This is a genomic window from Shouchella shacheensis (genome assembly GCF_001484965.1).
Taxonomy (GTDB): Bacteria; Bacillota; Bacilli; order Bacillales; family Bacillaceae_D; genus Shouchella; species Shouchella shacheensis.
The window spans coordinates 24,271-49,928 of the sequence record NZ_LLYY01000027.1; the positions used below are offsets into that span (position 1 = coordinate 24,271).

A 25,658-nucleotide genomic window follows, 5' to 3' on the forward strand; every position below is an offset into this window, starting at 1 on the left:
ACCGTGGGTTCTCAGAGTCTCCGAAACACGAGACGCGCAAGTGCCGCCCATCCCAGGAGAGATGGGGCATTTTGGGCGACCCAACTTCTCGCTTAATTTCGACCCGCTTCAGCTTTTCTCTATAGCCATCGTACTTCAAACGACGCAAAAAAAACAGGGAAAAAGCTACTAGTGAAGCTTATCTAGTAGCTTTTTTGCTATGCCACAGGGTGGGGAGGAGTTTGACGACCCAAATCTGCGTTGCACCCTTTTCCGATTAGATCGCTTCAACCACCTGAAACCCTAATTCCTTTGCCTCCTCAATCGAGAAGCCTTCATCTAAATGCATGCACCACACGCGCTTGCGGTGGTTTGGCTCAATCAACTCATCCAACGCGCGCAGCGACAAATGAACATTCCCTTCATAATCAGCCTTGCAGCAGTCTTGGTACACCGCTTGAAGCTCTCCTCTTTCAAGCTGTGTGAGAACCGCCGTTGGAATCATATTTGCGTCCCCGCTATAATAAATGCGTTCTCTCTCCAATTGAAGAATGTAGCCAAAACAGTCAAGCTCCCTCGCATGTTCGACGTTCACCGGCTCAACCTTCTTCACACCACAAAGAGAAACCTCCCTTGCCTCTCCCTCTATTGTTGTCAGCGTGTGCTGCTCCTCCGTGACACCAACGGCTTTCAGCAATGAGCGCAAATCATCCATGATCGCCGCCGGGGCCATGACATTGACTTTGGATGTAAATGCAGGCTGTAATTTAAAGTAGCTATAGAAAATTAGGTCTCCGAGTGATCCGACATGGTCTGGATGCAAATGCGTAATCAGCACCGTCACCTCTTCAACGCCCTCCAACACCCCTTTTTCCACAAGTCGGTGAAACGTGGAACTGCCGCAATCAATTAAAAAAAGCTGCGTGTCCTCTTTCATAAAGGCGCCATTGTTGCCTCGTTTTGTATTAAATGCACTTCCGTTCCCGATGAATGCAAGCATTTTACATTCCTCCGTTTTTATGTATGGGTACGCTCCGTTATGGACAGCGCGTGGGTCTTCCTTGAGCGGAAATTCGAGGGAAGGGAGCTGTAGGTGTATTTTTTCGCTCTTGTAAAGCGTCTCTCCCTGTACCAGGGTTTTCGTTCTCGATCACCAAATTCATCGTGACGTCATTCATCTTCCTTTAAAAGTATAACAGGAAGGGACGACTTCAGCACACAAAGTCGTCCCTTTCCCCCTTTTATTGATCTCCATACAGTGCGTCTTTCAAATGACCGCACATCTCTTCAAACGCTTCGTTCGCCCTTGGAACAAGAGCATAATAATTCACGAACCCATGGGGCATATCTTCTTCCAGCTTATATGTCACTGGAACACCTGCTTCTTCTAATCGCTTGGCATAGTCCCTGCCACTGTCACGTAACGGATCATACTGGGCGGTAACAATATGGGTGCCAGGCAGTTGGGTTAAATCTTCTGCGATCATTGGGCGGTACAGAGGATCGTTCAGCGCTTCCTTGTTCTGAATGTATTGCTCCTGAAACCACCCGCTTAATTTTGCTGGCAGGAGAGGGGCCTCGGCATTCTCTGTCATCGAGGCGGGATGCCTCTCCAAAAAACCAACGGAAGGATAGATTAATAGCTGATAGCAGACGTTAGGCCCTTCCCGGTCGCGCGCTTGCAGGGCGGTAACCGCAGCCAGGTTCCCTCCCGCGCTATCGCCAGCAAGAGCAATCTTCTCTTTTTTGATGCCAAGTGAGCCGGCATGCTCCGCCACCCATTTCAGTGCTTCATAGGCGTCCTCTACGGCAGCCGGAAAAGGCGACTCTGGCGCTAAACGGTAATCAACAGAAAGTACGGCCGCCCCCGTCCGATTGGCGAGCACACGGCACACCGGGTCATGGGACTGAATACTCCCAGCAACGAACCCTCCCCCGTGGTAAAACACGATCGCCGGCAGGGGCTCTGTCTTCTCTGGCTTGTAGATGCGGAGGTTGATCGTTCGACCTGACAAATCCATCGTGCGATCTGAAACATCCGCCACTTCCTCCACCGCAGGCATTCGTTCCGCTGCCTCGTCCATTCCCTCTCGCATGAGTTGTGGACTGAGATTGGTTAGATCATCCGTCATCAACGGCAATTGCTCAAGAACTTCTTTCATTCTCTGATTCATGGTCATGATTTTGCCCTCCCACTTGTAACCGTTTTTCCAATAACGTTCTATTCCCTACTCGTTTGCTTTTGAAACCGTTATAAGGCAAGTTGGGCGCACTTTCCGTATGCATCCAGTCCAAAAAACACGTATAATATCCTTAACCCTTTAAATAGAAAGGAACCACTTTATATGAACGGTCAAAACCGAAAGAATATCCAGCCGGGTGCACACGTGCAGATTGTCCTAAAACGAGACCAGCGCAGCGGCAAGTTGACGGAAGGCGTTGTGAAGGACCTTCTGACAAAGTCTCCTTCTCACCCCCACGGCATTAAGGTTCGCTTGGAAGACGGACAAGTCGGTCGAGTGAAGCATATTTTATAGTCATGAGAAAGAGCTGCTTTGTATAAGAACAGCTCTTTCTTGTGTATAAAAGTGTGCACAAGCATTATCTATCCACATAATCAACATATCTATACACAGTTCCAGCAATTCCATCCCCAAACCAATGATTTTATCCACATATCCTCTACTACATCCACAGTTTTTACATACAAAAAACTGACCCAAGGCATTCCCTCAGGCCAGCTTTTCCTTTATTTCCTTGAGATCCCCTGCTCCACCGCCAATTTCCGTGCAATTTTCGGCGCGTGCCAAATGGAGGGGGTGAGTAAAATCGAGACGGGCACTGCTGTAATGACAATGAAGGATTGCAGCGCATCAATGCCACCATCGCCAATAAAGACGAGAATCGCCGCAATCGCCCCCATCACGAGCGCCCAGAAGACGCGTATGGGTTTGGGCGGATTTTCATCCCCCGTCACGCTCATTGAAATCGAATACGTCATGGAATCAGCCGTCGTAATGACAAAGAGAATCGCTAGCACTAGAAACACAAATGGCATGATTTGCCCCAGAGGCATTTGTCCGGCAATGGCAATAATGGCTGCTGGTAACCCTCCTTCAAAAAGCGGCGCCGAGATAATGCCCGGGTCATTCATCTCATAGAAGATCCCTGAACCGCCAACGACGGTGAACCAAAAGTTCGTTACGATTGGCGAGATAATGGCCACGGCAAGCACAATCTCACGGATCGTTCGCCCGCGCGAAATCCGGGCAATCAGCATGATCATCATTGGTCCAAAGCCAATAAACCAGGCAAAGAAAAAGAGCATCCACGCCCCAAGCCATGCATTGTCCCCTCGGTACGTATTTAAGGTGAGATAGTGGTTCACCTGGTATCCGAAGGAAGAAACAAACGAATCAATAATAAAAGCCCCCGGACCGAAAAGAAGCAGGAAGCCCGCAAGAATTAATACGATGATAATATTCATTTTGCTGAGCCACTGAATGCCCCTGTGAACCCCAGTTAATGCGGAAATAATCGTAATCAAAATGAGAAAACCAATGACAGCCAGCTGAACAGGAAAACCGTCTGTTAAAGCAAACAGGGAATTCATGCCGTAGCTGACTTGTAAGCTCAAAATTCCGATCGGCCCAATCGTTCCTGCCGCGACCGAGATAATGCAAAAAGCATCAATGAAAATTCCGAGAGGATGGGTCGCGATTTTCTCACCGAAGAACGGGTAGAGCATAGACCTGGGTTTCATTGGCATCCCCTTGTGATAATGCGCGTACATCATGACAATGGCGCCCGTTGTGCCAAGCACGGCCCAAGCCGCCATCCCCCAACTAACGTAACTTTGAGCAAGGGCTGGAATGACCGCTTCAGGCGAGCCATTGTCGATGCCGCTATGCACGGGCGGCACATCCATAAAATAGTACATCGGTTCTGCCGCTGCCCAGAAGACACCCCCACCCCCGAGCAATGAGATACAAATAACCGAGATCCAGCGAAAATAGCTCATTTCAATCGTATTGGTTTTTCCAAGTTTTACTTTTCCGTACTTGGAACACGCGAGAAAAAGCGAAACACCGAACATGGCGAGCAGCATCACTTGCCAGAACGCCCCAAAATACCTTACCGAATAATCAAAGCCTGCGTTGACATAAGCAGAAACGGCTCCTACATCTACAATCGATGCCGCAACAAACAAGAGCAACAGTCCTCCGCTTATGGCAAACACAGGCCAGTCGATGTTCCACTTCGTTAACTTATTTTTCATGGACCGTCCTTTCCTCTCAAGGAGAGAGCCTGCACCTGCAGGATAGTATCGTCTCAACTCATCATCGATGAAACGAATGACTTATTGTAACAGGAACTTTCAAAGACGGGAAGCGGAATTGTAAATGTACCTATTCTTGCTATGATTGGAATATTTAGTTTTTACAGTTGCTTCAAATGGACTTCATGCCAAAAAACCCCAACTCTTTATGAATCGGGGTTCCTTCCAAGGGGCTCTATTAATTTAACGTCTCGATAAACCCTTTTGCTACACTGACAGAAGACTGCGGGTTTTGGCCTGTGACCAGCTTCCCATCCGTGACAACGTGCTCTTCCCAGTCTCCTTTGGCGGAGAAATTTGCGCCGAGGTCTCGGAGTTTGCTCTCAAGCAAGAACGGCATCTCGTTTTCAAGCTGCACTCCCCGTTCTTCTGAGTCCGTAAACGCAGAAACGTTCTTCCCCGCAACAAGATGTTCCCCGTTTGCAAGCACAACACCTGTCAAACCGGCAGGGCCGTGGCAAACCGCTCCAATACTCTTATCGGCTTCCGTGAAGTCCCTTAACAACTTTTGCAGATGGTGGTTATCAGGTAAGTCGAACATCGCCCCGTGCCCGCCTGGCAAGAAAATCCCATCATAATCGGCGGATTGAACGGTATCAATCGGCGCGGTATTCTTAAGCCACTCGGCCAGTTCATGCCATTTTTCAGGCACTTCATTGTTATCGAGGCTATTTTCGTCAATCGTCGATTCCCCGCCGTCTGGACTGACAACCGTCACTTCATAGCCTGCCGCACGCAACTCTTCGTATGGCTCCGCAAATTCGGACAACCAAAGCCCGGCTACATGGCCATTGCTCATCTTTCTTCCGTTTGTTACAACCATTACGATCTGTTTTTGTTCTGCCACAGTGAATCTCTCCTTTACAGTTGGTCTATTCCCAAGAAGCAGCCCCCTTTAAACATCCACATCTGTAAAGAAAGACAATTCCTCTCCCTCATCTGTGCAAAACCCGGCTTTATCGCTGTTTCCACTCTCCATTTCACGTTGTGTCTCTTCCAATCGCCCTGCCAGAGCGGTTGCCTTCACCCGATAATTGTAAACGTCTCCGCCTATCTTCTGGCTTACATACACCTCCCAATAGGTGGCCCCCTCAGCCGGTATCTGTCCGTAGGCAACATCCGCCTGGCATCTCTCCTTTTTATACGGAATGAGTGGGAAACGAATGAATTGCTCGGCACCCCTCCGTGCAAAGGTTAAAAAGAGCTCTCCTCCTTCCAGTTTTTGATCCTGAACCGCGACAACGGTCGAAACCGTGTCCCTCATCCCGTGCGAGAATTCCACCACCTCGGCCTCAAGCTGGGCGCGACTTACTTTCAATCGAAGCTCGCCCTCTTCTCGCTTGAACGAGAGCTGCTGCGCTTCTCGTAATTGGGGAAGAACATACGTGTTTCGGTTTTTTGCATACACGTCGTTGTTCATCAAAAGAGGAAAGCGCCTCTCCCCCTGCAAGACAATATGAAACGCCCATGTCCCGTTTGTTACCAGGTCCATGAGCGGAAAGCTGGCCTGAAAAGTATCCTTGGTCGCTAGCCATTCCAAGGGGCGAGAGAACGTCGTCGTCGATTCCTTTTTGCTTAAAACGAGCTGGGCGTCCTGCTTTTTATGAACGGTCTTTGGCCATTGTCCCTTTATATAACAGATCCGATCTTTTATCCAAAATTCTTCGATCTTCGCTTCCTCCGTTTGGTGTGCTTGACGGAACTTTGACCACTTCGTTTGCAAAAATTTCCTCATTCTTTGATTCTCCTTGAGCGAAAATGTTCGTATCTCAAGTGTAGCATCAATGTAGATTGGTAGCATTCTCAACATCTTACTGATCGGCTTTTATGGCTCCCTTTGGCAGATCTCTTTTGCGCAACATGGGAATGAACCCTCATGCTCGTTGCCAGAATCGCCGTTAGGGGGTTGGCTCAGGCATGTAGCGACTCGAATGGGGACTGGCCCACGTGTGGCCTTTCTCTCACGAACATCGGAGGCACTCTCCCGCACATTTAGGCTTTCTCCTAGCAAGAGAGAACATCCTACCGTTCTGCCCCTTCCAAAGACAGAGGTCTGAAGAAGCTACAGAGGAGGGTAAGCAAAACAAGAGCACCCTTCAAGGCTCCCATCATTAATGGAAATCCCTGTTTGCTGCCAAATGGTTCGTTACCATTTATACTCACCGCTGCTCTCCCGAATCACCAATTCCGTGGCTAGCGTTACTTTTTTCGCCACTGTGCGCCTATCGAGAAGTTGTTCTTCTAATAAGGACACAGCGGTCTCGCCCATTAATTCGGTAGGCACTCTTACTGTGCTCAAAGAAGGAGAAACATACTTTGCGACGCTGGAATCATTAACGCCTATAATACTGACTCTTCCTGGAACCTCTATTCCGTGGTCACGCAGAGCACGGAGAGCTCCGACGGCAATGGGATCATTCGCGCAAAAGAAGGCCGTAGGCAGGTCCTCCTTCCACTCACGTATCGCTTTTTCCATCATTTGATAGCCTGAGTCCACAGAGAATGACCCCTTGTAGCAATACTTTGTTTCGAATAACCCTTTGCTTTTCATGTAGGAGTGAAACCGCTCATATCTAGGATCAACTAGCACCTCTGAAGAATCAAAAACATGTTCTTCCCCCACCAAAGTGCCGATTTTCGTATGGCCCTCCTCCGTCAAATGAGCCAAAGCGCTAATTGTCGCCTGATTAAAATCAGCGACAACCGCATCAGACGTCGGCGGGGAGTGCGGATCATCCACAAAACAAATGGTCGAACTCCATTGCTGCAGCTGCTTCCGCTGTTCTTCTGAAAACTTACCGATGGCAATGATTCCGTCAATCTTCTGCCCGTTTTTCTTGTCTAGCTTTTGGAAGATGCGCGTATACTCGTGTTGCTTGTCCTTCATTTTCTTTTCGGCGCCTACTCTGATGGCATAATAATACATGTCGTTCAATTCTTCCGACTCGGTATACCACTGGACAATCGCAATCCGCAGCCGCTTTTTCGGCTTTTTCTCCCAATGCTTTTTATAACCAAGAAGTTCTGCGGCGTCAAAAATTCGTTTCTTTAGATCTTCCCCCACGGATAGCGTCGGATCGTGGTTTAGTACCCGTGACACGGTCGCGATGGAAACATTCGCTTTTTCAGCAATATCTTTCATCGTCGCCATCTCCTCACCTCCAATAACAGAAAACCACTTTTACCGACTATTTTACCTGTTTTAATACTGAAAGGATAGCTAGTCAATCTTCTCATGTAAAAGACCAAAAGGTTATCCAGGCCAATAAAAGAAAATATGGGTAAAATCGCTTTATTTTTTACTTAAATTTTAACTTAAAATCCATTGAAAAAATGACTTGTTCATAGTAAACTTAAGAAAAATTCATTAACGAGGGGGCACAGGCTGTGCAGAATCTTTACCAGGCATTTCAGGAACAATTTGAAACGAACGAACAACCCTCCCTTTTCTTCGCTCCAGGAAGAATCAACCTGATCGGCGAACACACTGACTACAATGGCGGGCACGTTTTGCCGGCTGCGATTTCTTTTGGTACCTATGCCCTGGGGCGAAAGCGAGAGGATCAGACCTTTCGTTTCTATTCTATGAATGCCACGGAAAGCGGTATCATCACCTGTACTCTCGCTGATTTAAGCTATAATAACGACCACGACTGGGCCAACTATCCAAAGGGAATGATTAAGTATTTAGCGGAAAATGGACACCCGGTTGCCCATGGCGCCGATCTTTTGTTTTACGGAAATATCCCAAACGGTGCCGGCCTCTCCTCTTCGGCATCTATCGAAATGGCGACTGGCGTTCTGATCGAGGGTCTCTTTAATCAAGAAGTCGCTCGTCTCGATATGATTCAACTTGCTCAGAAAGTAGAAAACGAATACATCGGCGTCAATAGTGGGATTATGGATCAGTTTGCGGTCGGCATGGGGAGAGAGGATCACGCGATTCTTTTAAACTGCCAAACTCTCGACTACCACTACGCGCCGGTCAAGCTGGATCAGCACGCAATTGTGATCATTAACACCAACAAGCAGCGCGCCCTTGCAGGCTCCAAATACAATGAACGTCGTTCGCAATGTGAACAAGCGCTTGCTGATTTACAACAGCAGCTTTCCATCGATAGCCTTGGCGAGCTATCGAGCGAACAATTTGAACAGCATAAGCATCTGATCCAGAGTGAGATCAATCGAAAGCGCGCCAAGCATGTCATTTACGAAAATGAGCGGACACTGGAAGCGTTAAAACAGTTGCAAGCTGGGAACCTTAAAAGCTTCGGAACCTTGATGAATGAATCGCATCGGTCGCTCCAACAAGATTATGAAGTGACGGGGCTGGAGCTCGATACGATTGTGCAAGCCGCCTGGGAAGGAAAAGGCGTGATCGGCGCACGTATGACCGGCGCTGGCTTTGGTGGGTGTGCGATTGCGATTGTGCAGAAGGATACCATTGATGATTTCCAGAAAAACACGAATCAAATGTATCGCGAAACCGTGGGCTACGACGCAACCTTTTACACCGCTGCGTTAGGCGACGGCGCCAAACAACTATGAAAAGGAGCAACCAAAATGATTGATCAAACTCTAGCAAAACTGGTTCAAAAAGCGATGGACGTAAAGCTGATTGATAAAGCGGATCACCTCTATGTGCGCAACCAGATCATGAACCGTTTGCAGCTAGAGACTTTTCCTGAAAACATGGATGCAGCCACTGATGAGACGATTCCGAACTTGCTTGAGGACATCATCGGTTACGCAATCGAACAACACGTGATTGACGATGTTTTCGACGAGAAGGAGAGGCTTGCGGCCAACATCATGAACTGCTTTTTGCCACGTCCCTCTGAGGTGAATGCGAGTTTCCAAGAAAAATATGCCGAGTCACCGCAAACAGCGACCGACTATTTTTACGAACTCAGCAAGAACAGCAACTACATCCAGATGAACCGGATCCGAAAAAACATTCATTTCAAAGCGGACACCAGATACGGCGAACTGGACATCACCATTAACTTATCGAAACCAGAAAAAGATCCCGCCCAAATCAAACGAGAACGGGAACTAAAGAAAACGGTGGATTATCCAAAGTGTTTACTCTGCGTGGAAAATGAAGGCTATGCCGGGCGCACGGGCTATCCCGCACGCGCCAATCACCGTGTGATTCAGGTTCCACTTGGGGGAGAAAGTTGGTACCTGCAGTATTCCCCCTATGTTTATTACAATGAACACAGCATTTTACTAGCCGAAGAACACCGGGACATGAAGATTGACAAACACGCTTTTGAACGACTGCTCACGTTCACGGACAAATTCCCCCATTACTTTATCGGCTCCAATGCAGACTTGCCGATTGTCGGCGGTTCGATTTTAAGCCATGACCACTATCAGGCCGGTCGCTACGCGTTCCCCATGACGAACGCGGACGAGGCTTTCTCCTTTGAGCTCAAGGGATTTAAAGAGATTTCTGCTTTTGTTTTAATATGGCCGTTATCTGTCATTCGTCTAAAGGGCTCGCATAAGGAACCGCTCATTCAAGCGGCAGATCACCTGCTACAAACGTGGAAACAGTATTCAGATGAAGACACGAATGTGAAAGCTTTCTCTGGAGATACGCCTCATAATACGATCACGCCTATTGCCCGGATTCGCGAAGGCATGCATGAACTGGACCTCGTTTTGCGAAACAACCGCACGTCTAAAGAACACCCCATGGGGATTTTTCATCCACATGCCGATGTTCATCATATTAAAAAGGAAAATATCGGCCTCATTGAAGTCATGGGCCTTGCGGTGTTGCCAGCACGACTCAAGGAGGAACTGGCTGAGATTAACCAGTTTTTACTTGGCGAACAAGCGGATGTGGCCGACTACCATCAGGAATGGGCCCGTCAACTGAAAGATTCGTACGGTACTCTTTCCAATCCCGAAGAGGCAGAGACAATCGTGCATCAGGAGTTGGGGAGAAAGTTCGAAAAGGTGCTTGAGGATGCAGGGGTATTTAAAGAGAAGCAGGCATTCGACCGTTTTATTCGCAGGGTAAATGGCTGACTGTTTTCATTCCAAAAGCAAACGACAAGCGGTCAGGCGATTGATTTCGCCTGACCGCTTGTCTGCTGATACCTCAGATCGCTTAAACTGGTTTTAAGGCAAGATCGCGAATGGCGTGAGCAACGCCATTTTCATTGTTTGAGCCTGTATGGGCATCTGCAATTTCTTTCAGCTCTGGAATCGCATTCGCCATGGCAACGCCACAGCCGGCGTACTCCACCATCGTCAAGTCGTTCCCATTGTCCCCAATCGCGAGTACTTCCTCGCGGCCGTACCCCAATTTTTCCGCTAAATGCCGGACCGCATTTCCCTTGCTAACCTCTGGGTGGAGAATTTCCAGAAAGAACGGCGCGCTTTTGACCATCATATATGTTTCCTTATAGGAAGCGGGAAGAGCTTTCATCGCTTGATCCAGCTTTTCCGATTCGTCCACAAACATGATTTTAGGAATGGCAATGTCATGAGGCGTTTCTTCAACCGTTTGATACGTTAGTGGCACCCCAGTTACATAGGACTCGTAAACGGTGTATGGACTGATGTGGCGGTTGGGTGTATAGACATTCTCCGAATCAAAGTAATGCATCGGGGTCTTAAGCGTAAGGCTAAGCTCATAGATCTCCTTTAGTTCCTTATGCGTGAGCGAATGAGAGAGAACCACCTCCCCCGAATAGCTGTTTTGCACGAGCGCCCCATTATAAGCAATCACAAAGTCCCCTTCCTCTGTTAAGTTTAAATCATCGAGATACGATCGTACGCCGCCAATCGGGCGCCCTGTGCAAAGCACCACGTTTACTCCCTGAGATTTTGCCTCCCGTAAGGCGTCTTTCACTTCATTTGTCACTTCATGCTGATCGTTCAGTAGCGTCCCATCCATATCAATCGCGATTAGCTTGTACATATGTTCCACTCTCCTACCACTAGCTCTTTCTTTCTATTATATACGACTTAGCCGTCTCACTTCCATTAAGGAGGTGTGGTGTGGGGACCTGGACTACGTTTGGCGCTAAATCCAAGCGTTGCCCCTTCCTTATACTTCGACTTTTTGCAACATGGTTACTCATTTTCCCAACCAAAAAATCGACAAAATCTTTCAAAAAAGTTACCATTCAAAAAACTTTTCATGTTATACTTCAAGTAATTTAATACGAAGCTGAGGTGATGGCCTTTGAGTTGGATAAGCGAGAAGAACCGGTTGCTTTTGCATAATGAAGGGATTCAGCCAGGGGATGCCTTCACAATTGAAACCGTTCGCTCACTCGCAAAAGAACATCCTGCGCTAGATTTTGAAGACGTTGTGACGATTGTGAAACATGTCAACCCAGATCACTTTTTAGAAATCATGGGCGAGTATTGTCGAACGACGAATAAGCTCGCTTCAGTGAAGGCGGCCTTTGAATTTGCATCGTTGTACCTTCAAAAAGAGTTGTTGGAATTCTTGATTAATAGACACCAGGAAGATGAGTTGTTGAAAGACTGGTGTGATGCGTATGAGATTAAACTGCGTTACCTAACCGGACATCTAAAAGCGGAAGACATGATTGGTGTAATGCGTGCTGAATTAACACCAACAAGTGACTTCGACTTGATTATTAACAATGACATCATGGAAGTTATTAGTTTCTATCGAGTTCGAGAGTATTCGGCTTCCTTGTATTTGGCTCAGCAGCTGGAAGAAAAAATTCAAAGAAGCAGCAATGGCTTCCTTAAAACAACCTTCTCAGCAAGACTTGGCGTTCATTTTGCCATTACGTATTTATATGCACACAACGATCTCGTTAAAGCAGAAAATTATGCTTTAAGTGTCCTAGTAAACCCTGTTGCACCACAGCCCTTAATAGCTGCGGTACATCATACGCTCAGCCTCATTTATCTGTTCACAAACGAAGATAGGAGCCTCGAGCATCTAAACATTGCGATTGAAATGTTCAGGGAGCTTGGCAACCAACCACAAGTTGATATTCTCCTTCAGGATGATCTGATCTTGCTCAAGAACGTTTACGGGAAATCAGTGGATCTTAACGGTAGAATTGATTTGAACGAGAGAGCTCATCAATACATCGTTAGAGGCGATTACAAAAAAGCACTCGATACACTTGCTCTTGTAGACAGTACCGGTAACACTAGCTACCTCAGTGAATTTTATAAAGCAAAAGCAAGCAAAGATCCAAATCAGTATGTAAAGGCTCTCAGACTTGCGATTAAATCTGGCAACGTTTTTTACAGTGAATGGTATTTACGAGAAATGAATTCTTTCGTCCCTACAAAAACAACCTAGGAGGAACCTGAAATGAAAAAATTTGTGAAAATCACACAATCCCTCGTTTTTGTAAGCGTCTTGGCACTTTCCGTTGTTTCTTTTGGCGCTGCTTCTGACGCAGAGAACCCAGCGTCCGTTCAAAGTCATCCAAATCACGGTCTTTAAGAAGGAAAAAAGCCTCAGCATTAAACAATGCTGAGGCTTTTTACGTTCATCTTTCATAGATCCCTACTCCCCCTCATACCGAACCCCCCACTGCCCGCGAACCTCATCCATGAGTTCCATCACATCCCGGGTCAGGGTCTGCGTCGCATCCGGGGTTCCATTTAGGATCGCCTCTTGCATATTCTCAATTTCGTAATGCAGGGCTTTGCCACTTTCGCCAGCCTGAACTTCCTCCGTCGTCCCATCGACATAAGTCATCGTTGCCTTGTCTGCTCTCGGGAAGTCCTCGACGGTGATAAATCCCTTTTCGCAAGCGACGATGCCACGCTTCGGCATTTTTGCGCGGAACGTCAAGGAGACGACGGCCATTTCTTCGTGGTCATTCTTCAAGATTATCCCTGACTGCTCATCCACGCCTGTGTCATAGGTCTTTACGGTGGTTAGCACTTCGTTTGGTTGACTTGTCAGAAACGGACGCACGAAAGATAGGGCGTAGGTGCCGATATCGAGGAGAGCCCCGCCTGCCAGCTCTTTGTTAAAAAAGCGATTGCTGGGATCGTTTTCTTTGCAGCTGCCAAAAGTGACCTGCACCATCTTTAGGGGACCGAGTTTTCCCGTTTGAACAATACCCCGCAGCTTCTTATAAAGCGGCATGTGAAAAATGGTCATCGCTTCGGACACAATTAAGTTCTTCTCCTCAGCCAGTGCGAGAACTTCCTTAAGTTGTGTTCCATTCACCGTAATTGCTTTTTCACAGAGAATATGCTTGCCAGCGTGCAACGTTTTCATCATGTATTCGTAATGGTTCGAATGTGGGGTTGATATGTATACGGCGTCAATGGCCTCGTCCTTAAGCATTTCTTCGTAACTTCCGTACGCCTGATCGACCCCATGCTCCTTGGCGAAACGCTTGGCCTTCTCAAAGGAACGAGAACCTACGGCATACGCGCTTCCGTTCACCTCATGGAGCGCTTGTACAAACTTCTCTGCAATGGCTCCAGGGCCAAGAATGCCCCAGTTTACGTTTTTCAAGTTTTTCATTTATCTCACTCCTCGCTTTTCTCTTCTTTTCCATCTTATCACATGGCTGATCGCCTGTTGTGCTAAACTAGAACCCAAACAACCGTTTAAAAGGAGAGGGTTTGAATGATCCATGTTTTATTTGTGTGCCTGGGAAACATTTGCCGTTCACCAATGGCTGAGGCGATTTTTCAGCACGAAGTCAACCGTGCGGGTCTCAAGGAATCTTTTGTGATCGATTCGGCTGGGACAGGAGGCTATCATGTTGGAAGCGAGCCCCATGAAGGAACGCTCGAAATCCTCAAGGAAAACAAGATCCAGGCTCCCCGTTCCGTTGGCAGGAAAATCGAACTGGCGGATTTTGAGAACTATGACTACGTGGTGGCACTCGATACGACAAATGCTGGTGATTTGCGCAGACTCGCAGGCCTGCAGCCCCAAGCCGAAATTGAACGACTGCTTGATTATGTGCCCAATCAATCGACCGGTGACGTGCCGGACCCTTATTTCACAGGCGATTTTCAAGAGGCCTATGACTTGATTTCAGAGGGGTGCGTTCATTTGCTTTCTCATATTCGAGAGCAGAATAATCTTTAATAGATAGTAAAAAGCGAGTGCTCACACTCGCTTTTATTGCAATTGCTTAGAACCAACGATCAAATAACCCGCGGCGCTGGTCTTTACCATTTTCTGCTCCTTCAACCACCGTTTCATCGTGAACCTTTTCTTTGACAGACTCCGTGTGAGGGGAACTGAGCACGCGCTTATTCACCCGATTTTTCACATACGTTGTGTGAACAGGAAACACTTCTGGAGTGATGATTACCTCTGTGCTTTCTACAACATTGTGTTGTGTCGGGTGAATCACCGGCTCACATTTTTTCACCGTTTCTGGAAGCGTGCGGTGACGTTGAGGTTCTGCTGCTCCCTTATAAGTGTGCTCCATCGACATCACTCTTCCTCCTTTCTGAATCACCACCGGTCAGTGGTATAGTAGTAACATATGTGTTCTTTCTCTTGATGGGCTGGTTGTCTTCCTATTGCTAAAAATCAGACAAGTTCCTAGGAGATTCCCACTGACTAGAGAAAGCCAAAAAGAGCAGCCCCCCGACTGCCCTTTTTTCTATGGATGGCTGACGATGAATTCAAGCCGACCCTTTGTTTTAAATTCTTTCATTCCATTCGGAAGTAAGAAATGATCGCCTTTTTGAATCTCGAACGCTGTCCCCTCGCTCGTTAAAAGAGAACCCTCTCCTTCAATAACGCTTGCGAGCGAGTACTTGGAAGAAAGGGAGTGCGTGAGTTCTCCGTCCACCTCAATTTTATCAACCGTAAAAAAATCTGTAGAAACAAGTTGGGTGACGGTCCCTCCCTCTTCTTGCTTACTGATGGTTGTCTCTGTTTTTGCCGGGGCGTGAGGAATAGCACTGACCTCGATTGCTTTATCTAAGTGAAGCTCGCGTTTTTCGCCGTTCGGCTCCACCCGGTCAAAATCATAGACGCGGTAAGTCGTGTCTGAGTTCTGCTGGGTCTCAAGGATCAGCGCGCCTGCCCCAATCGCATGGATCGTCCCACTTGGCACATAATAGAAGTCGCCAGCTTGGATTGGCACGCGGGTGAGAAGCTCTTCCCATTGTCCAGCCTCCACCATGATCTCAAATTCCTCACGCGTTTTGGCGGTGTGCCCAAGAATGAGCTCTGCGCCTTCCTCCGCATCGACTACGTACCAGCATTCCGTTTTCCCGTACGCTTCATTGCTTTCTAGCTGCTGCGCTTGTTCATCATTTGGATGAACTTGTACCGACAAGTCGTCGCGAGCGTCCAACAGCTTCACCAATAAAGGAAAGGACTCTGTGGTTTTCTCTCCAAAAAGCTGCGCTTCGTTTTTCCATAAAGAATCGAGGGTCTGCCCTTCATACGTTCCATGTTTCACAACGCTCACCCCGTTTTGATGGGCAGAAATCGCCCAGCACTCCCCCGTCCGCTCATATGGAAGGGAATAGCCAAACTCCTTCAGCTTTTGACCACCCCAGACCCGGTACTGGAATAAAGGTTCAAAGAAAATGGGTTCGTTTGCCACATTGATCATTCCTATCTTTGTCGAGTTCTTTTTACACATTGAAGAGTAGCACAAAAAAAGGCGGAACTCTAGCGTTCAGGGGAAAGCTTCTTTACTCCGAGCTAGCTTTCACAACCATTCCAGCCGCCTCAATCTCTCTACGCACTCGTTTGGCAAACGCTAGGGCATGCAGGCCGTCGCCATGAATACATACGGTTTCCGCTAAAATATCGAGAGTACTCCCTTGAATCGATGTGACCTTCTGCTCCTGGATCATGCGAATCACTTGCTTGCTCGCTTCTTCTGGGTCTGAGATTAGCGCCTGTTCCGACCTTCGCGGCGTCAGCGTTCCATCTTCTTGGTACGTCCGGTCTGCAAACACTTCGCTCGCTGTCTTTAATCCGATCGTTTTCCCCGCCTCAAGCAGAGCGCCATTTGCCATTCCTACTAAGACAAGTTCTGGGTCAATGTGATCGACGGCCCGCGCAATCGCCTCCGCTAAATCAGTTCTGACCGTGGCCATGTTATAAAGAGAGCCGTGTGCTTTTACGTGCTGCAAGCGTCCCCCCTCCGCTTGGACAAATCCCCAGAGCGCGCCAACTTGATAAACAACTAAATCATACGCTTCTTCTGGAGAAATATCGAGGTTGCGACGTCCAAACCCCATTAAGTCCGGAAGTCCCGGATGAGCGCCGATAGCCACCTTGTGCTCCATCGCCAGGCGCACCGTTTTTTTCATCGTCGAAGGGTCGCCGGCATGAAACCCACAGGCAATATTGGCGGAAGAGATGTACGGGAGAATGTCTTCGTCCATCCCCATTTTGTAAGCCCCGTAGCTTTCTCCCATATCGCAGTTGATGTCGATTTCTTTCACTTTTTCATCGCTCCTTCTCCTGTCTACCGATGTTTTAGGTAAATCCCGATTTTGCGCGCAGACATGGCTGCTTCCTGTTTGATAAAAAGCGCCTCCGCTTCGGCTAACGAAATCTCTTTAAACAAAATCTCGTCTTTCGGCCGGCATTGTGCAAGTCTTCCCAAATCGACGGCAACAACTTGAGCGATCCGTGGATAGCCTCCCGTTGTTTGCCGATCTGCCATGAGAACAATCGGTTGTCCGTCTGGTGGCACTTGAATGGTGCCAAATGCGACCGCCTCAGAGAGCAAGCTGAACGATTCTGTGAGTTCAAGCGACGAATCCACGCTTAAACGGTAGCCCATTCGATCCGACTTTGGAGAAACGATGAAAGGTCGAGAGAAAAACTGCTCTTGACTCTCCTCTGTGAAGCGATAGAAATGGGTGCCGCGTATGACTCGGATCGTCGTTTCGGACTCTTCAGTTGTGAGTAACTCTCCATTCGCGCTCCAGCTTTCGCTTTGAGGGTTCGCAGCATTTTTTTGCTTAAAGTGCCCGATTTTCTTTTTGGCAAGATCGCTCTCCTCGCCTATATGTAGACAATCTCCTTTTTGCAGCGCCCGCCCTTTATAACCCCCTAATCTGGCCCGAAGGTAGGTGCTTTTACTATTCATGACAACGGGAACCTCAAGCCCTCCCGCCACAGCCAAATAGGTGCGGCAGCCTGTTTTTGTTGACTTAAAGTGAAGCGTCCTCCCTGCTGGAACGTAGATCGGTGTCCCGACCGGAAAGCGTTCACCCTCGATAAAAGGGACCATCCCTTCCCCTGTCACAGCAATCAAGCTGTCCTTGTTGATTTCAATTTCAGGTCCATTTAACGTCATCTCTAGGCACGCTTCGCTTTCTTCATTTCCAACAAGAAGGTTGGCCGTCCGTAATGAAATACGATCCATCGCCCCGCTTTCCAAGACGCCTTGATCGAGAAACCCGGTTCGTCCCAAATCCTGAATCGTCGTTAACACCCCGCCTTTCACCACATGAAAGCTCATCGGCCTGCCTCCTTTTGTTCATGAAATTCCTCGAATGAGATGGAGGCAAAACGAACCGTATCACCTGCTTGTAGCAAGCTTGGCTGTTCTCTTTTCGCGTCAAATAAAACTAGCGGAGTTTGGCCAATCAGCTGCCATCCGCCTGGGGTTTCAATCGGATAGACCCCGGTTTGTTCACCGGCAATACCAACGGCTCCAGCCGGAATGTTCGCTCGTGGTTCCTCCCGCCTCGGCATTGCAATGTTTGGGGACATTCCTCCTAGAAACGGGAAGCCCGGCGCGAACCCGAGCATGTACACCAAATACTCGCCGCCCGTGTGAATTGCGATCACCTCTTCCAGCGAGAGGTCATTCACACGGGCCACATGGGGCAAGTCCGGTCCCAGCGACTCCTCATAACAAACGGGAATCGTCACGATCTTTGACTCTTTGCCTTCACTGCTTTCTTCCATTGTTTGGATTCGTTCTTCGATCATTTGGATTACCTTTTTACTTACAAGCATTTCCTTTTTCTCTTCTTGATTCATGGCGGGTAAAACCTCAAGAGGATCATAAAAGACGGTCACCCCCGTGTAGCTCGGCACGCATTCCCTAAAGCCAGCGAAAGGGGCATTCGTCAATTGAATCAAGGCGTTCTTCACCTGTTGATGATAGGAACGCTTAATCTCATTTCCAAATGAAAGATTGACTGCATGTTCACTTAAAACGGTATAGGTAGCAGAAGGCATCCGTTCCCCTCCTTTGGAATTCGCAAATTCATCTTGCTTCTCTTATTCTTCTCATACCCGTGATCTGTCAACCTTCACTCACCGGCGCCTTATGGATAGTATACCTTAAAAGCCGCAGGATGCGATACAGGTGGGGGAGATACGGTGTTTAGAGAGGGGGAACTTTGGACACGCGGGGCCTATGGAATAACAGAAGAGAATCCTGCCGTTCAAAGGCTGAATCTCGGCGTTCCCAAGCTCAACCTTGGCATTCCCGCGCTGAATCTCTGCGCCCCCGCACTGGATCTTGGCATTCCGGAGGTGTGGATTTCGGCGTTCAATCATGACGCTCACGCGGGAAATAAGAAGCACTGGCTCTCCTGGTTCCGCATCATTCCTCTTGTCGTCCATGTTATGATGCTAGAAGAACGAGGAAAGGGTTGGTACATAATGGAATTGCACGATTTTCAAAAAGCGGTAAGCACTTACTACCGGGACAGAGGTTGGTCTGAGCTCAACTCGTTCATCCGGATTGGTTTTTTAGCTGAAGAAACGGGCGAGGTGGCACGAGCGATCCGAGCGATAGAAATTGGAAGAGATCGTCCAGATGAAGCCGACAAGAAATTGGACCAGCTGAACCAAGACTTAACAGAAGAGTTAGGCGACGTCCTTGGCAACTTGATCATCATCGCCAACCGCTACGACATATCACTCGAAGACATCTTTCAATCTCACATTGAAAAACTAGATTCCCGCTACAAACCCTAGGGGGGAGAGTTGTATGCTCATTACGGATACGCTTTATGGTACCTATGAACTGGAAGATGTCCTCACGGATCTTATTCATTCTGCGCCCGTGCAGCGTCTAAAAGGCATTCATCAAGGCGGTGCTAGCTTTCTCGTCAATCCAGAGTGGAACGTGACTCGTTATGACCATTCGATCGGCGTGATGCTGTTGGTTCGCAAACTAGGAGGGTCGCTGGAAGAACAGATCGCCGCCCTTCTCCACGACGTGTCCCACACCGCCTTTTCGCATGTGATCGATTTTGTTCTTGAACAGGAAAAAGAGGACTTCCACGAGCAAATCTACGACCGTGTCATTGAAGACTCCGAACTTCCTGTAATTCTGAAGGAACACGGGTATAACTATGCAGACCTTCTTTTTAATGAGTGGAAGTGGACGCTTCTTGAACAGGAGGCACCTGCGCTCTGCGCCGATCGAATTGACTACACCTTACGTGATATGTATCACTATGGCCAGATAAACAACGACGACGCTCAGACGTTTCTTGCAAGCCTTACAGTAAAGAGTGGAAGGATTTACGTCAGTACCATCCAGGCAGCGGAATGGTTCACGGAAACCTACTACAAAGAAGTCATTGAGTTTTTCATGCATCCGAAGAATCTCTACGGATACAAAGCCCTGACAAACGTGCTGCAATCAGCTTTTAAGAAGGGCCTTATTGGAACAAGAGATTTCCTGAGTACAGATGATGAACTGCTGTCCACCCTGGAAAACTCAGCAGATGAAGACATCACGAAGCTCCTCCTACGTATTCATCCTGACGTGAAGGTTGAGGAGAACAAGCATGAGTATGATTTCCACATCAGAAATAAAGTCCGACTCGTCGATCCCCCGGTCTTGATGAATGGCACACCCGTTCCCGGCTCTCATCTTTCAGAACAGGTGGTACATATGCAGCAGAAAACGAGAAAAAGAGCAGAAGAAGGTTCCTTTGTGAAGGTGGTCGAGTCCGAACGATGGTGTTAACCTCTGCACCCTACTGCAAACCAAAAATGGCATGGACCGGTTTATTCACCGAGCCCCATGCCATTTTTCTTAGCGGTCGTTTACGAAGTGGCAACCGGCCCCTCTTGCTCCCGCTCCAAACGCTTCTTACGGAACCGCTGGCTAATAAAGAGCAGTGCAAAGAGCACAACCCCAATCATATCCGACCAGAAAGCACCGTGCAAAAAGACAAGCGCCGAAGCCAAGGCCACACCGATTTCAAACCATCTGTACTTCACGAGGAAGTACCGTTGGATGACCGTCACAAAGGCCATAATCCCGATAAGCGCCGTAAAAATTGCCCAGCCGATCTCGTACCAACTGTACATCCCTGCGTTCTCTGGCAAAAGAAGGATGATTGTGTTCGTGGCAAATACGAATGGCAAAAGCAGCGCCCCAGAATCGTATTTAAAGCCTTGCACTCCTGTAATAATCGGATCCGCTTTAGCAATCCCTGAGACAGCGTAGGCCGGCAAGTTGACCGGTGGCGTGTCATCGGCAAGGACGCCGTAATACAAGACAAACAAGTGTGCAGCCATGATTGGAATCCCCATGTCAACAAGGGCTGGCGCAATCATCGCCGCAAGAATCACGTAAGTCGCCGTTGTCGGTAGTCCAAGACCGACAATAAGGGAGGCGATAAAGGTGAAGAAGAGCGCCAGCAATATGATCTCGCCAGAAAAGCTAATGATAATATTCGGCAGTTTCCCTGACAACCCTGTGAGGTTAATCACACCGATTAAAATCCCTGCTGTCGCACAGGCGGTCACAACAGCGAGTGCCTTTCTAGCTGCCATTTCAAAACTAACGATCAACTCACGCAAGCCAAATTTAACAGGCGCAGAGTCAACCTTAAACTGTCGCTGAAACAGGATAAAAAATAACGAAACAAAGACCCCAAGGACAATCATGATCGTCACTTCAATATGCCAGCCCATCCACGCGTGGAGCCCGTAAGAAAGAGCGGCAAGCAAAGCGGCAATTAGAAGTCCAGCGCCAAAACGATCCCGCAAACGATGAGCAAAAACCGCCACCGTTAAGAGCATCACAATCGCAAAGAACGCCGCATTAAAGACCGTGTTGCCGACCATCACAAAGTAGACAAGAGCGATAATCGGAAGAATTAAGTAGCCTTGCTGCACGAGGCTTTTTCGCGCTGAGACGAGCGAGTCTTTGGCGAGACCGGAAATATTATTTTTCACAGCCTCAATATGCACCATCCAGATAATTCCTACGTAGGTGAGGATGGCAGGAATTGCAGCTGAGATGATAATTTGTCCATAACTATAGGGGGTATACTCAATCATTAAGAACGCCGCCGCACCCATAACAGGTGGTAGAAACTGCCCTCCCGAGGAAGAGGCAACTTCAATCCCCCCTGATACATGGGGCTTAAAGCCGACTTTTTTCATAAGCGGAATGGTAAACGTCCCCGTCGTTACGGCGTTGGCAACGGAACTTCCTGAGATCGAGCCCATCAGCCCTGAACCTACGACGGCTGCTTTCGCCGGACCCCCGCGGTAATGGCCGACGAGACGCAACGCAAGGTCGATGAACATTTTCCCCGCACCGGTGGCTTCAAGAATGGAGCCAAACAAAATAAAGATAAAGACGTAGTTGGCGGAAACGGAAATCGGTGTTCCCAGAATCCCTGTTGTCGTGTACATCATTTCGTAAACAAAGGAATCAAAACTAGCTCGCGTATGTGAAAATGGCGGAGGCAGAAGGTTCCCAAAGAAATAATAAAGGATAAAGATAACAGCAATGATCAGTAGTGGCTTTCCAACCACTCGACGCGTCGCCTCGATGATTAGCACAATCATGGTTACCCCTGCCACCATTTGCAGGTCTTCCATTCTTCCCGAGAGAATGGATTGCGAGGTTTGACTCATCATGACATAGACCCCAACGACTGCCGATAGGCCAGCAAGCAGAAAATCATACCAGGCGATCGTTTGCTGCTTCATCCCTTTTTTATACGGGAAGATTAAATAGACAAGCACAAGACCAAGAATCAGGTGAATAAAGATATGTTGGCGTGTGGAGACCGCTAATCCAAACCCTGCCGTGTACAAGTGGTACATCGACATCGCCACAGCAATGAGCAAAATAAGCATCGCCTTCCAGCCAAAAACTTTTCGGTCACTGCCATCGACGTCTTTGACCTCGTCCGGCACGTCCCCCTGAATTTCACTTTTCTCGTCTCTTGCAGCTTGCTTTAGTGTGCGCAGCATCTCTTCTACCCCCCTTGAATGCGGATTCTGATTTTTCGTTTTTCATCGGGAAGTTCTGATAATTCAAGAACCTCCCCCCCAAATTGAAAGGTATGCGTGTACAAATTGGAGGGAGCCATGCGAAACTCCTCGACCACATGGCCGTTATCGGAAAGGACAAAATAGCCATCTTCCTCACGGATGCCAGCCCCCTCTTCGTAAGGAATGCCCGCTCCAAACGCTTTTGTCCATGTTTCGGTTGCAATCATTTCATACTGTTCGTTGATTTCAAAGACCTCTCGAATCGGTGTTTTCATGACAGAGTGGATGTATTCGTGAGAAAACGTATCCCCAACATTGACGTCCTCTTCAAAGAGAACGTCTTCGGTTTGTACCGAGACAATTTGCAATACAGGAGCTTGCCTCATTTGCAAGCACCAAATGACGCCCGCAAAAAAAGAGAGCGCAAGGAAGAGAAGCAACCACCTTCCTCTTCCTCGCACATCCATCCATTGCTTAGCCATTTGCTTGTTTACTGCTCATCAAAGAAGCGCTCGGCACCCGGGTGCAAGTCAATCGACATGCCCTCTTGTGCGGATTCAAGATCGATAAAGCTGCCAGCGTTGTGGGAGTTCGAGAAAGTATCCGTGTTTTCGAAGATCGCTGTCATAATGTCGTACACAACATCCTCTTCAAGGTCATCCCTAGCAATCAACATCGCTTGCACAGCCACCGTACTAACTTCCTCTTCAATGCCATACAGATCTTCCTCGAGCGTATATTCCGTATAGAACGGATATTCATCCATCAACGCGTCGGCCGCGTCTTGCTCGATATCCACAAGCACAATATCCGTCTGTGCACTAAGAGCTTCGATCGCTCCTGTCGGCGTTCCTGCTACAATGAGCGCTGCATCAATATTGCCATCCTGCAAGCTGTCCGCGGCATCCCCGAAATCCTGATACTCTGGCGAAATATCATCGTAGGTAATTCCGTGCGCGTCAAGAATTTGTCTCGTGACAACCTCCGTTCCGGAACCTTGGTCGCCAACGGCTACGCTCATGCCTTCCAAGTCTCCAACGGATTCAACACCGGACTCTGCTGTCGCGACAATTTGAATCACTTCCGGATAAAGGGTAGCCATGCCGCTAAAGCCCTCGACAGGCTCCTCAAAGAACTCATCGTCCCCTTCGACAGCGTAATACGCCGTATCGTTTTGCACAAAGCCCAAATGACCACTGCTGCTAGCAATGTCATTAATATTAACCACGGATGCCCCCGTCGAGTAATGAGCAGAATCCCAACCCTCCACATGATCATTGATAATATTGGAAAGCGCCCCGCCTAGCGGATAGTACGCCCCCTGCTCACCACCGGTTAAAATTTCAAGCTCTTCATTCGAATCAACCGTTTCCCCGTCTTCGCCGGGCGCTTCGTCGTCTCCACACGCCGCTAAAGCAAACGAAGCGACGGCCACTAACGATAATTTCCCCACATGTTTTTTCATTTCTACAACTCCCCCCCTAATTTCGTAGTTCAGAACCATACATTTTTAATAAAAAATGCACAATTCCACACACTATCAGATTATCATTATATGAAACGGGTTTCAAGAATATTAGTGTCGTCGTTTGACAAGAAATCGCTCAATCTGACATGCCGCTCATTTCGAGCAACGGCGGTAGGGGGTCTTGCTTCAACACGCACACAAACCCTTGAGTTTCCCTCAAGGGTTTGCGTTAACGTCTCTATTTTCTGCGAATCCCGATCACTCGACCGACGTGGTTCTCTGTTTCAGCTGCACTCACTACTGGGAGCTTCCGAATAGTCGCCGCGACCGCTTCTGGAAACGGTGCGGGCCTTCCTAATTGCTGGTCCATGCCCATCGTCATCTGCTCACTTGCAGCGACAAGTGCCCCAGCTTCATTCTTCATTAAAAACACCAAATGCATGCGTTTGGCATCTGAATCGGCGAGGCTCACTTCTACCGTGAGCTTCTCTCCTTGCTTTGCTTCGGCCACATACTGAAGATGCGTCTCCAACGTGAAGATCGTGTATTGATAGTCACGTCTGCTCTCTTCATTAAGCCCGATCGCCTGAATGAGTCCTTCTAACGCCTCGCTAAACGCAAGCGCGTAGCAGGCGTCGTTCATATGGCCGTTGTAGTCGACCCACTCTGCTCGCACCTCTCCTGTCCAAATCAGCTTAGCCATTTCGCACCAACTTCTCGGCTGGCCAGAAGCCTTCTTCTTCAAGGAGGGCCATCAGTTTAATCAGGAAGCGATCGCGACGGGCTTCGAGGTCGGCAATCGGGGTGTCGCCACATTGTTCGTTCGTGCCGTTAATCAATTTTTGGCTAAGCTCCTCGGTGAGCTCAGGAGCGACGAGTTTCGTCCACGGCAATTTAAGAGCCGGACCAAATTGCTCAAGCATATGCTCCATTCCTTTTTCTCCGCCAGCTAAATGAAGCGTCATGAATGGCCCCATCAAGGCCCAGCGCAAGCCAGGTCCGTAGACAATCGCCGCGTCGACTTCCTCCGTCGTTGCTACGCCGTCGTTGACAATGTGAAGCCCCTCTCTCCAGATTGCTTCCATTAAGCGGTCGCCAATATGACCGTCAATTTCACCGGACATCACAAGTGGCTTCATGTTCAGACTGGCATACAATTCCTTCGCCTCAGCAAGAACAGAGCGGTCCGTTTGTTTTCCGCCCGCAAGTTCAACTAAAGGAACGAGATAAACGGGGTTGAACGGGTGGGCGATAATCAAGCGCTCTGGGTGATGGTCGCAAGCCTCTTGCAACACCGATGGCATGTAACCCGACGTACTTGAAGCGATGATCGCGCCTTCTCGCGCATACGCATCAACATCTTTCAGAACGCTCTTTTTTACATCCTCCCGTTCAGGAACGTTTTCTTGAATCAAGTCGGCCTGTTCAACCGCCGTCTTAAGATCTTGGGTAAAATGTAAGTTCTCTAAAGAGCCATTCTCGTCCATGCCATAGCTCTCAAGCGTGGCCCAAATGTTCTCTAAAAAAGCGCTTGTTTTTTGCTCTGCGTTTGGGTCCATGTCAAAGGCAATCACTTTGTGACCACCTGCCAGAAAGCGAGCGATCCAGCCGTTTCCAATCACGCCCGTGCCGATGACGGCCATTGTTTTTTGCTGCATTCGTTTTTCATCCTCCTT

General features: G+C 48.4%; 26 protein-coding genes. 8 read left to right on the forward strand and 18 right to left on the reverse strand.

What is annotated here, in order from left to right; translation table 11 throughout:
* Positions 1–256: 256 nt before the first annotated feature.
* Together AVZ68_RS15610 and lipP1 are read right to left on the reverse strand one after the other, a co-directional pair.
* The gene (locus tag AVZ68_RS15610; protein ID WP_059105506.1) at positions 257–979 is read right to left on the reverse strand and encodes an MBL fold metallo-hydrolase; all 723 of its coding nucleotides are present in this window, start codon (positions 977–979) and stop codon (positions 257–259) included.
* 241 nt (positions 980–1,220) lie between these two features.
* Positions 1,221–2,159: a LipP1 family hormone-sensitive lipase gene (gene lipP1, locus AVZ68_RS15615; protein WP_059105507.1), complete on the reverse strand. Its 939-nt coding sequence runs from the start codon at positions 2,157–2,159 to the stop codon at positions 1,221–1,223.
* 165 nt (positions 2,160–2,324) lie between these two features.
* On the opposite strand from lipP1, the gene AVZ68_RS15620 reads away from it, so the two are divergent.
* The gene (locus AVZ68_RS15620; protein WP_059105508.1) at positions 2,325–2,516 is read left to right on the forward strand and encodes a YwbE family protein; all 192 of its coding nucleotides are present in this window, start codon (positions 2,325–2,327) and stop codon (positions 2,514–2,516) included.
* Positions 2,517–2,728: 212 nt separating this feature from the next.
* On the opposite strand, the gene AVZ68_RS15625 is transcribed toward AVZ68_RS15620, so the two are convergent.
* The 4 genes from AVZ68_RS15625 to AVZ68_RS15640 all read right to left on the reverse strand — a co-directional run bounded on the left by AVZ68_RS15625 (position 2,729) and on the right by AVZ68_RS15640 (position 7,469).
* On the reverse strand, positions 2,729–4,258 hold the full coding sequence (locus AVZ68_RS15625) for a BCCT family transporter (protein WP_059105509.1): 1,530 nt from the start codon (positions 4,256–4,258) through the stop codon (positions 2,729–2,731).
* A 238-nt stretch (positions 4,259–4,496) separates the two neighbouring features.
* Positions 4,497–5,141 (reverse strand): type 1 glutamine amidotransferase domain-containing protein, encoded by a 645-nt coding sequence (locus AVZ68_RS15630; protein WP_059105536.1) that lies wholly within the window; start codon positions 5,139–5,141, stop codon positions 4,497–4,499.
* A gap of 72 nt (positions 5,142–5,213) precedes the next feature.
* The gene (locus AVZ68_RS15635) at positions 5,214–6,053 is read right to left on the reverse strand and encodes a hypothetical protein (protein WP_059105510.1); all 840 of its coding nucleotides are present in this window, start codon (positions 6,051–6,053) and stop codon (positions 5,214–5,216) included.
* Between the two features lie 411 nt (positions 6,054–6,464).
* Positions 6,465–7,469 carry a LacI family DNA-binding transcriptional regulator gene (locus AVZ68_RS15640; protein WP_059105511.1) on the reverse strand — a complete coding sequence of 335 codons (1,005 nt, stop codon included), beginning with the start codon at positions 7,467–7,469 and terminating at the stop codon, positions 6,465–6,467.
* A gap of 236 nt (positions 7,470–7,705) precedes the next feature.
* Here AVZ68_RS15640 and AVZ68_RS15645 point away from each other — a divergent pair, with 236 nt between their 5' ends.
* Positions 7,706–8,866 (forward strand): galactokinase, encoded by a 1,161-nt coding sequence (locus AVZ68_RS15645; protein ID WP_059105512.1) that lies wholly within the window; start codon positions 7,706–7,708, stop codon positions 8,864–8,866.
* Positions 8,867–8,881: 15 nt separating this feature from the next.
* Positions 8,882–10,360 carry a UDP-glucose--hexose-1-phosphate uridylyltransferase gene (gene galT / locus AVZ68_RS15650; RefSeq protein ID WP_059105513.1) on the forward strand — a complete coding sequence of 493 codons (1,479 nt, stop codon included), beginning with the start codon at positions 8,882–8,884 and terminating at the stop codon, positions 10,358–10,360.
* Between the two features lie 82 nt (positions 10,361–10,442).
* On the opposite strand, the gene yidA is transcribed toward galT, so the two are convergent.
* Positions 10,443–11,258 (reverse strand): sugar-phosphatase, encoded by an 816-nt coding sequence (yidA, locus tag AVZ68_RS15655; RefSeq protein ID WP_059105514.1) that lies wholly within the window; start codon positions 11,256–11,258, stop codon positions 10,443–10,445.
* Between the two features lie 267 nt (positions 11,259–11,525).
* On the opposite strand from yidA, the gene AVZ68_RS15660 reads away from it, so the two are divergent.
* Entirely contained in the window at positions 11,526–12,635 is a 1,110-nt protein-coding gene (locus AVZ68_RS15660; protein ID WP_059105515.1) for an AimR family lysis-lysogeny pheromone receptor, read from the forward strand.
* Between the two features lie 12 nt (positions 12,636–12,647).
* On the forward strand, positions 12,648–12,782 hold the full coding sequence (locus tag AVZ68_RS20945) for a hypothetical protein (RefSeq protein WP_281176635.1): 135 nt from the start codon (positions 12,648–12,650) through the stop codon (positions 12,780–12,782).
* A gap of 63 nt (positions 12,783–12,845) precedes the next feature.
* Here AVZ68_RS20945 and AVZ68_RS15665 read toward each other — a convergent pair whose 3' ends face one another.
* Complete coding sequence (locus AVZ68_RS15665) at positions 12,846–13,814, reverse strand: Gfo/Idh/MocA family protein (protein WP_059105537.1); 969 nt, start codon at positions 13,812–13,814, stop codon at positions 12,846–12,848.
* Between the two features lie 114 nt (positions 13,815–13,928).
* On the opposite strand from AVZ68_RS15665, the gene AVZ68_RS15670 reads away from it, so the two are divergent.
* Entirely contained in the window at positions 13,929–14,399 is a 471-nt protein-coding gene (locus tag AVZ68_RS15670; RefSeq protein WP_059105516.1) for a low molecular weight protein-tyrosine-phosphatase, read from the forward strand.
* Positions 14,400–14,445: 46 nt separating this feature from the next.
* Here the strand turns inward: AVZ68_RS15670 and AVZ68_RS15675 are convergent, their stop codons facing one another.
* From AVZ68_RS15675 to pxpB, 5 genes are all read right to left on the reverse strand, one after another.
* Complete coding sequence (locus AVZ68_RS15675; protein ID WP_059105517.1) at positions 14,446–14,754, reverse strand: CotD family spore coat protein; 309 nt, start codon at positions 14,752–14,754, stop codon at positions 14,446–14,448.
* A gap of 171 nt (positions 14,755–14,925) precedes the next feature.
* A complete protein-coding gene (manA, locus tag AVZ68_RS15680; RefSeq protein ID WP_157404684.1) occupies positions 14,926–15,882 on the reverse strand; it encodes a mannose-6-phosphate isomerase, class I in 957 nt (318 codons plus the stop codon).
* A 91-nt stretch (positions 15,883–15,973) separates the two neighbouring features.
* Entirely contained in the window at positions 15,974–16,735 is a 762-nt protein-coding gene (locus tag AVZ68_RS15685) for a LamB/YcsF family protein (protein WP_059105519.1), read from the reverse strand.
* A gap of 23 nt (positions 16,736–16,758) precedes the next feature.
* Complete coding sequence (locus AVZ68_RS15690) at positions 16,759–17,763, reverse strand: 5-oxoprolinase subunit C family protein (protein ID WP_059105520.1); 1,005 nt, start codon at positions 17,761–17,763, stop codon at positions 16,759–16,761.
* On the reverse strand, positions 17,760–18,491 hold the full coding sequence (gene pxpB, locus AVZ68_RS15695) for a 5-oxoprolinase subunit PxpB (RefSeq protein ID WP_059105521.1): 732 nt from the start codon (positions 18,489–18,491) through the stop codon (positions 17,760–17,762). The genes AVZ68_RS15690 and pxpB overlap by 4 nt, the downstream gene beginning before the upstream one ends.
* 429 nt (positions 18,492–18,920) lie before the next feature.
* Between pxpB and AVZ68_RS15700 the strand changes: the two genes are divergently transcribed.
* Entirely contained in the window at positions 18,921–19,238 is a 318-nt protein-coding gene (locus AVZ68_RS15700; RefSeq protein ID WP_059105538.1) for a MazG nucleotide pyrophosphohydrolase domain-containing protein, read from the forward strand.
* A 13-nt stretch (positions 19,239–19,251) separates the two neighbouring features.
* The gene (locus AVZ68_RS15705) at positions 19,252–20,241 is read left to right on the forward strand and encodes an HD domain-containing protein (RefSeq protein WP_059105522.1); all 990 of its coding nucleotides are present in this window, start codon (positions 19,252–19,254) and stop codon (positions 20,239–20,241) included.
* Positions 20,242–20,321: 80 nt separating this feature from the next.
* Here the strand turns inward: AVZ68_RS15705 and AVZ68_RS15710 are convergent, their stop codons facing one another.
* The 5 genes from AVZ68_RS15710 to AVZ68_RS15730 form a co-directional block, all read right to left on the reverse strand.
* Entirely contained in the window at positions 20,322–22,493 is a 2,172-nt protein-coding gene (locus AVZ68_RS15710) for a TRAP transporter permease (RefSeq protein ID WP_082676689.1), read from the reverse strand.
* Positions 22,494–22,498: 5 nt separating this feature from the next.
* Positions 22,499–22,996, reverse strand: coding sequence for a DUF1850 domain-containing protein (locus AVZ68_RS15715; protein WP_082676692.1), 498 nt, complete (start codon positions 22,994–22,996; stop codon positions 22,499–22,501).
* An 8-nt stretch (positions 22,997–23,004) separates the two neighbouring features.
* Positions 23,005–23,979: a TAXI family TRAP transporter solute-binding subunit gene (locus AVZ68_RS15720; RefSeq protein ID WP_059105524.1), complete on the reverse strand. Its 975-nt coding sequence runs from the start codon at positions 23,977–23,979 to the stop codon at positions 23,005–23,007.
* Positions 23,980–24,220: 241 nt separating this feature from the next.
* The gene (locus AVZ68_RS15725; protein WP_059105525.1) at positions 24,221–24,685 is read right to left on the reverse strand and encodes a thioesterase family protein; all 465 of its coding nucleotides are present in this window, start codon (positions 24,683–24,685) and stop codon (positions 24,221–24,223) included.
* A complete protein-coding gene (locus AVZ68_RS15730; protein WP_059105526.1) occupies positions 24,678–25,640 on the reverse strand; it encodes a 3-hydroxyacyl-CoA dehydrogenase NAD-binding domain-containing protein in 963 nt (320 codons plus the stop codon). The genes AVZ68_RS15725 and AVZ68_RS15730 overlap by 8 nt, the downstream gene beginning before the upstream one ends.
* Positions 25,641–25,658: the final 18 nt, after the last annotated feature.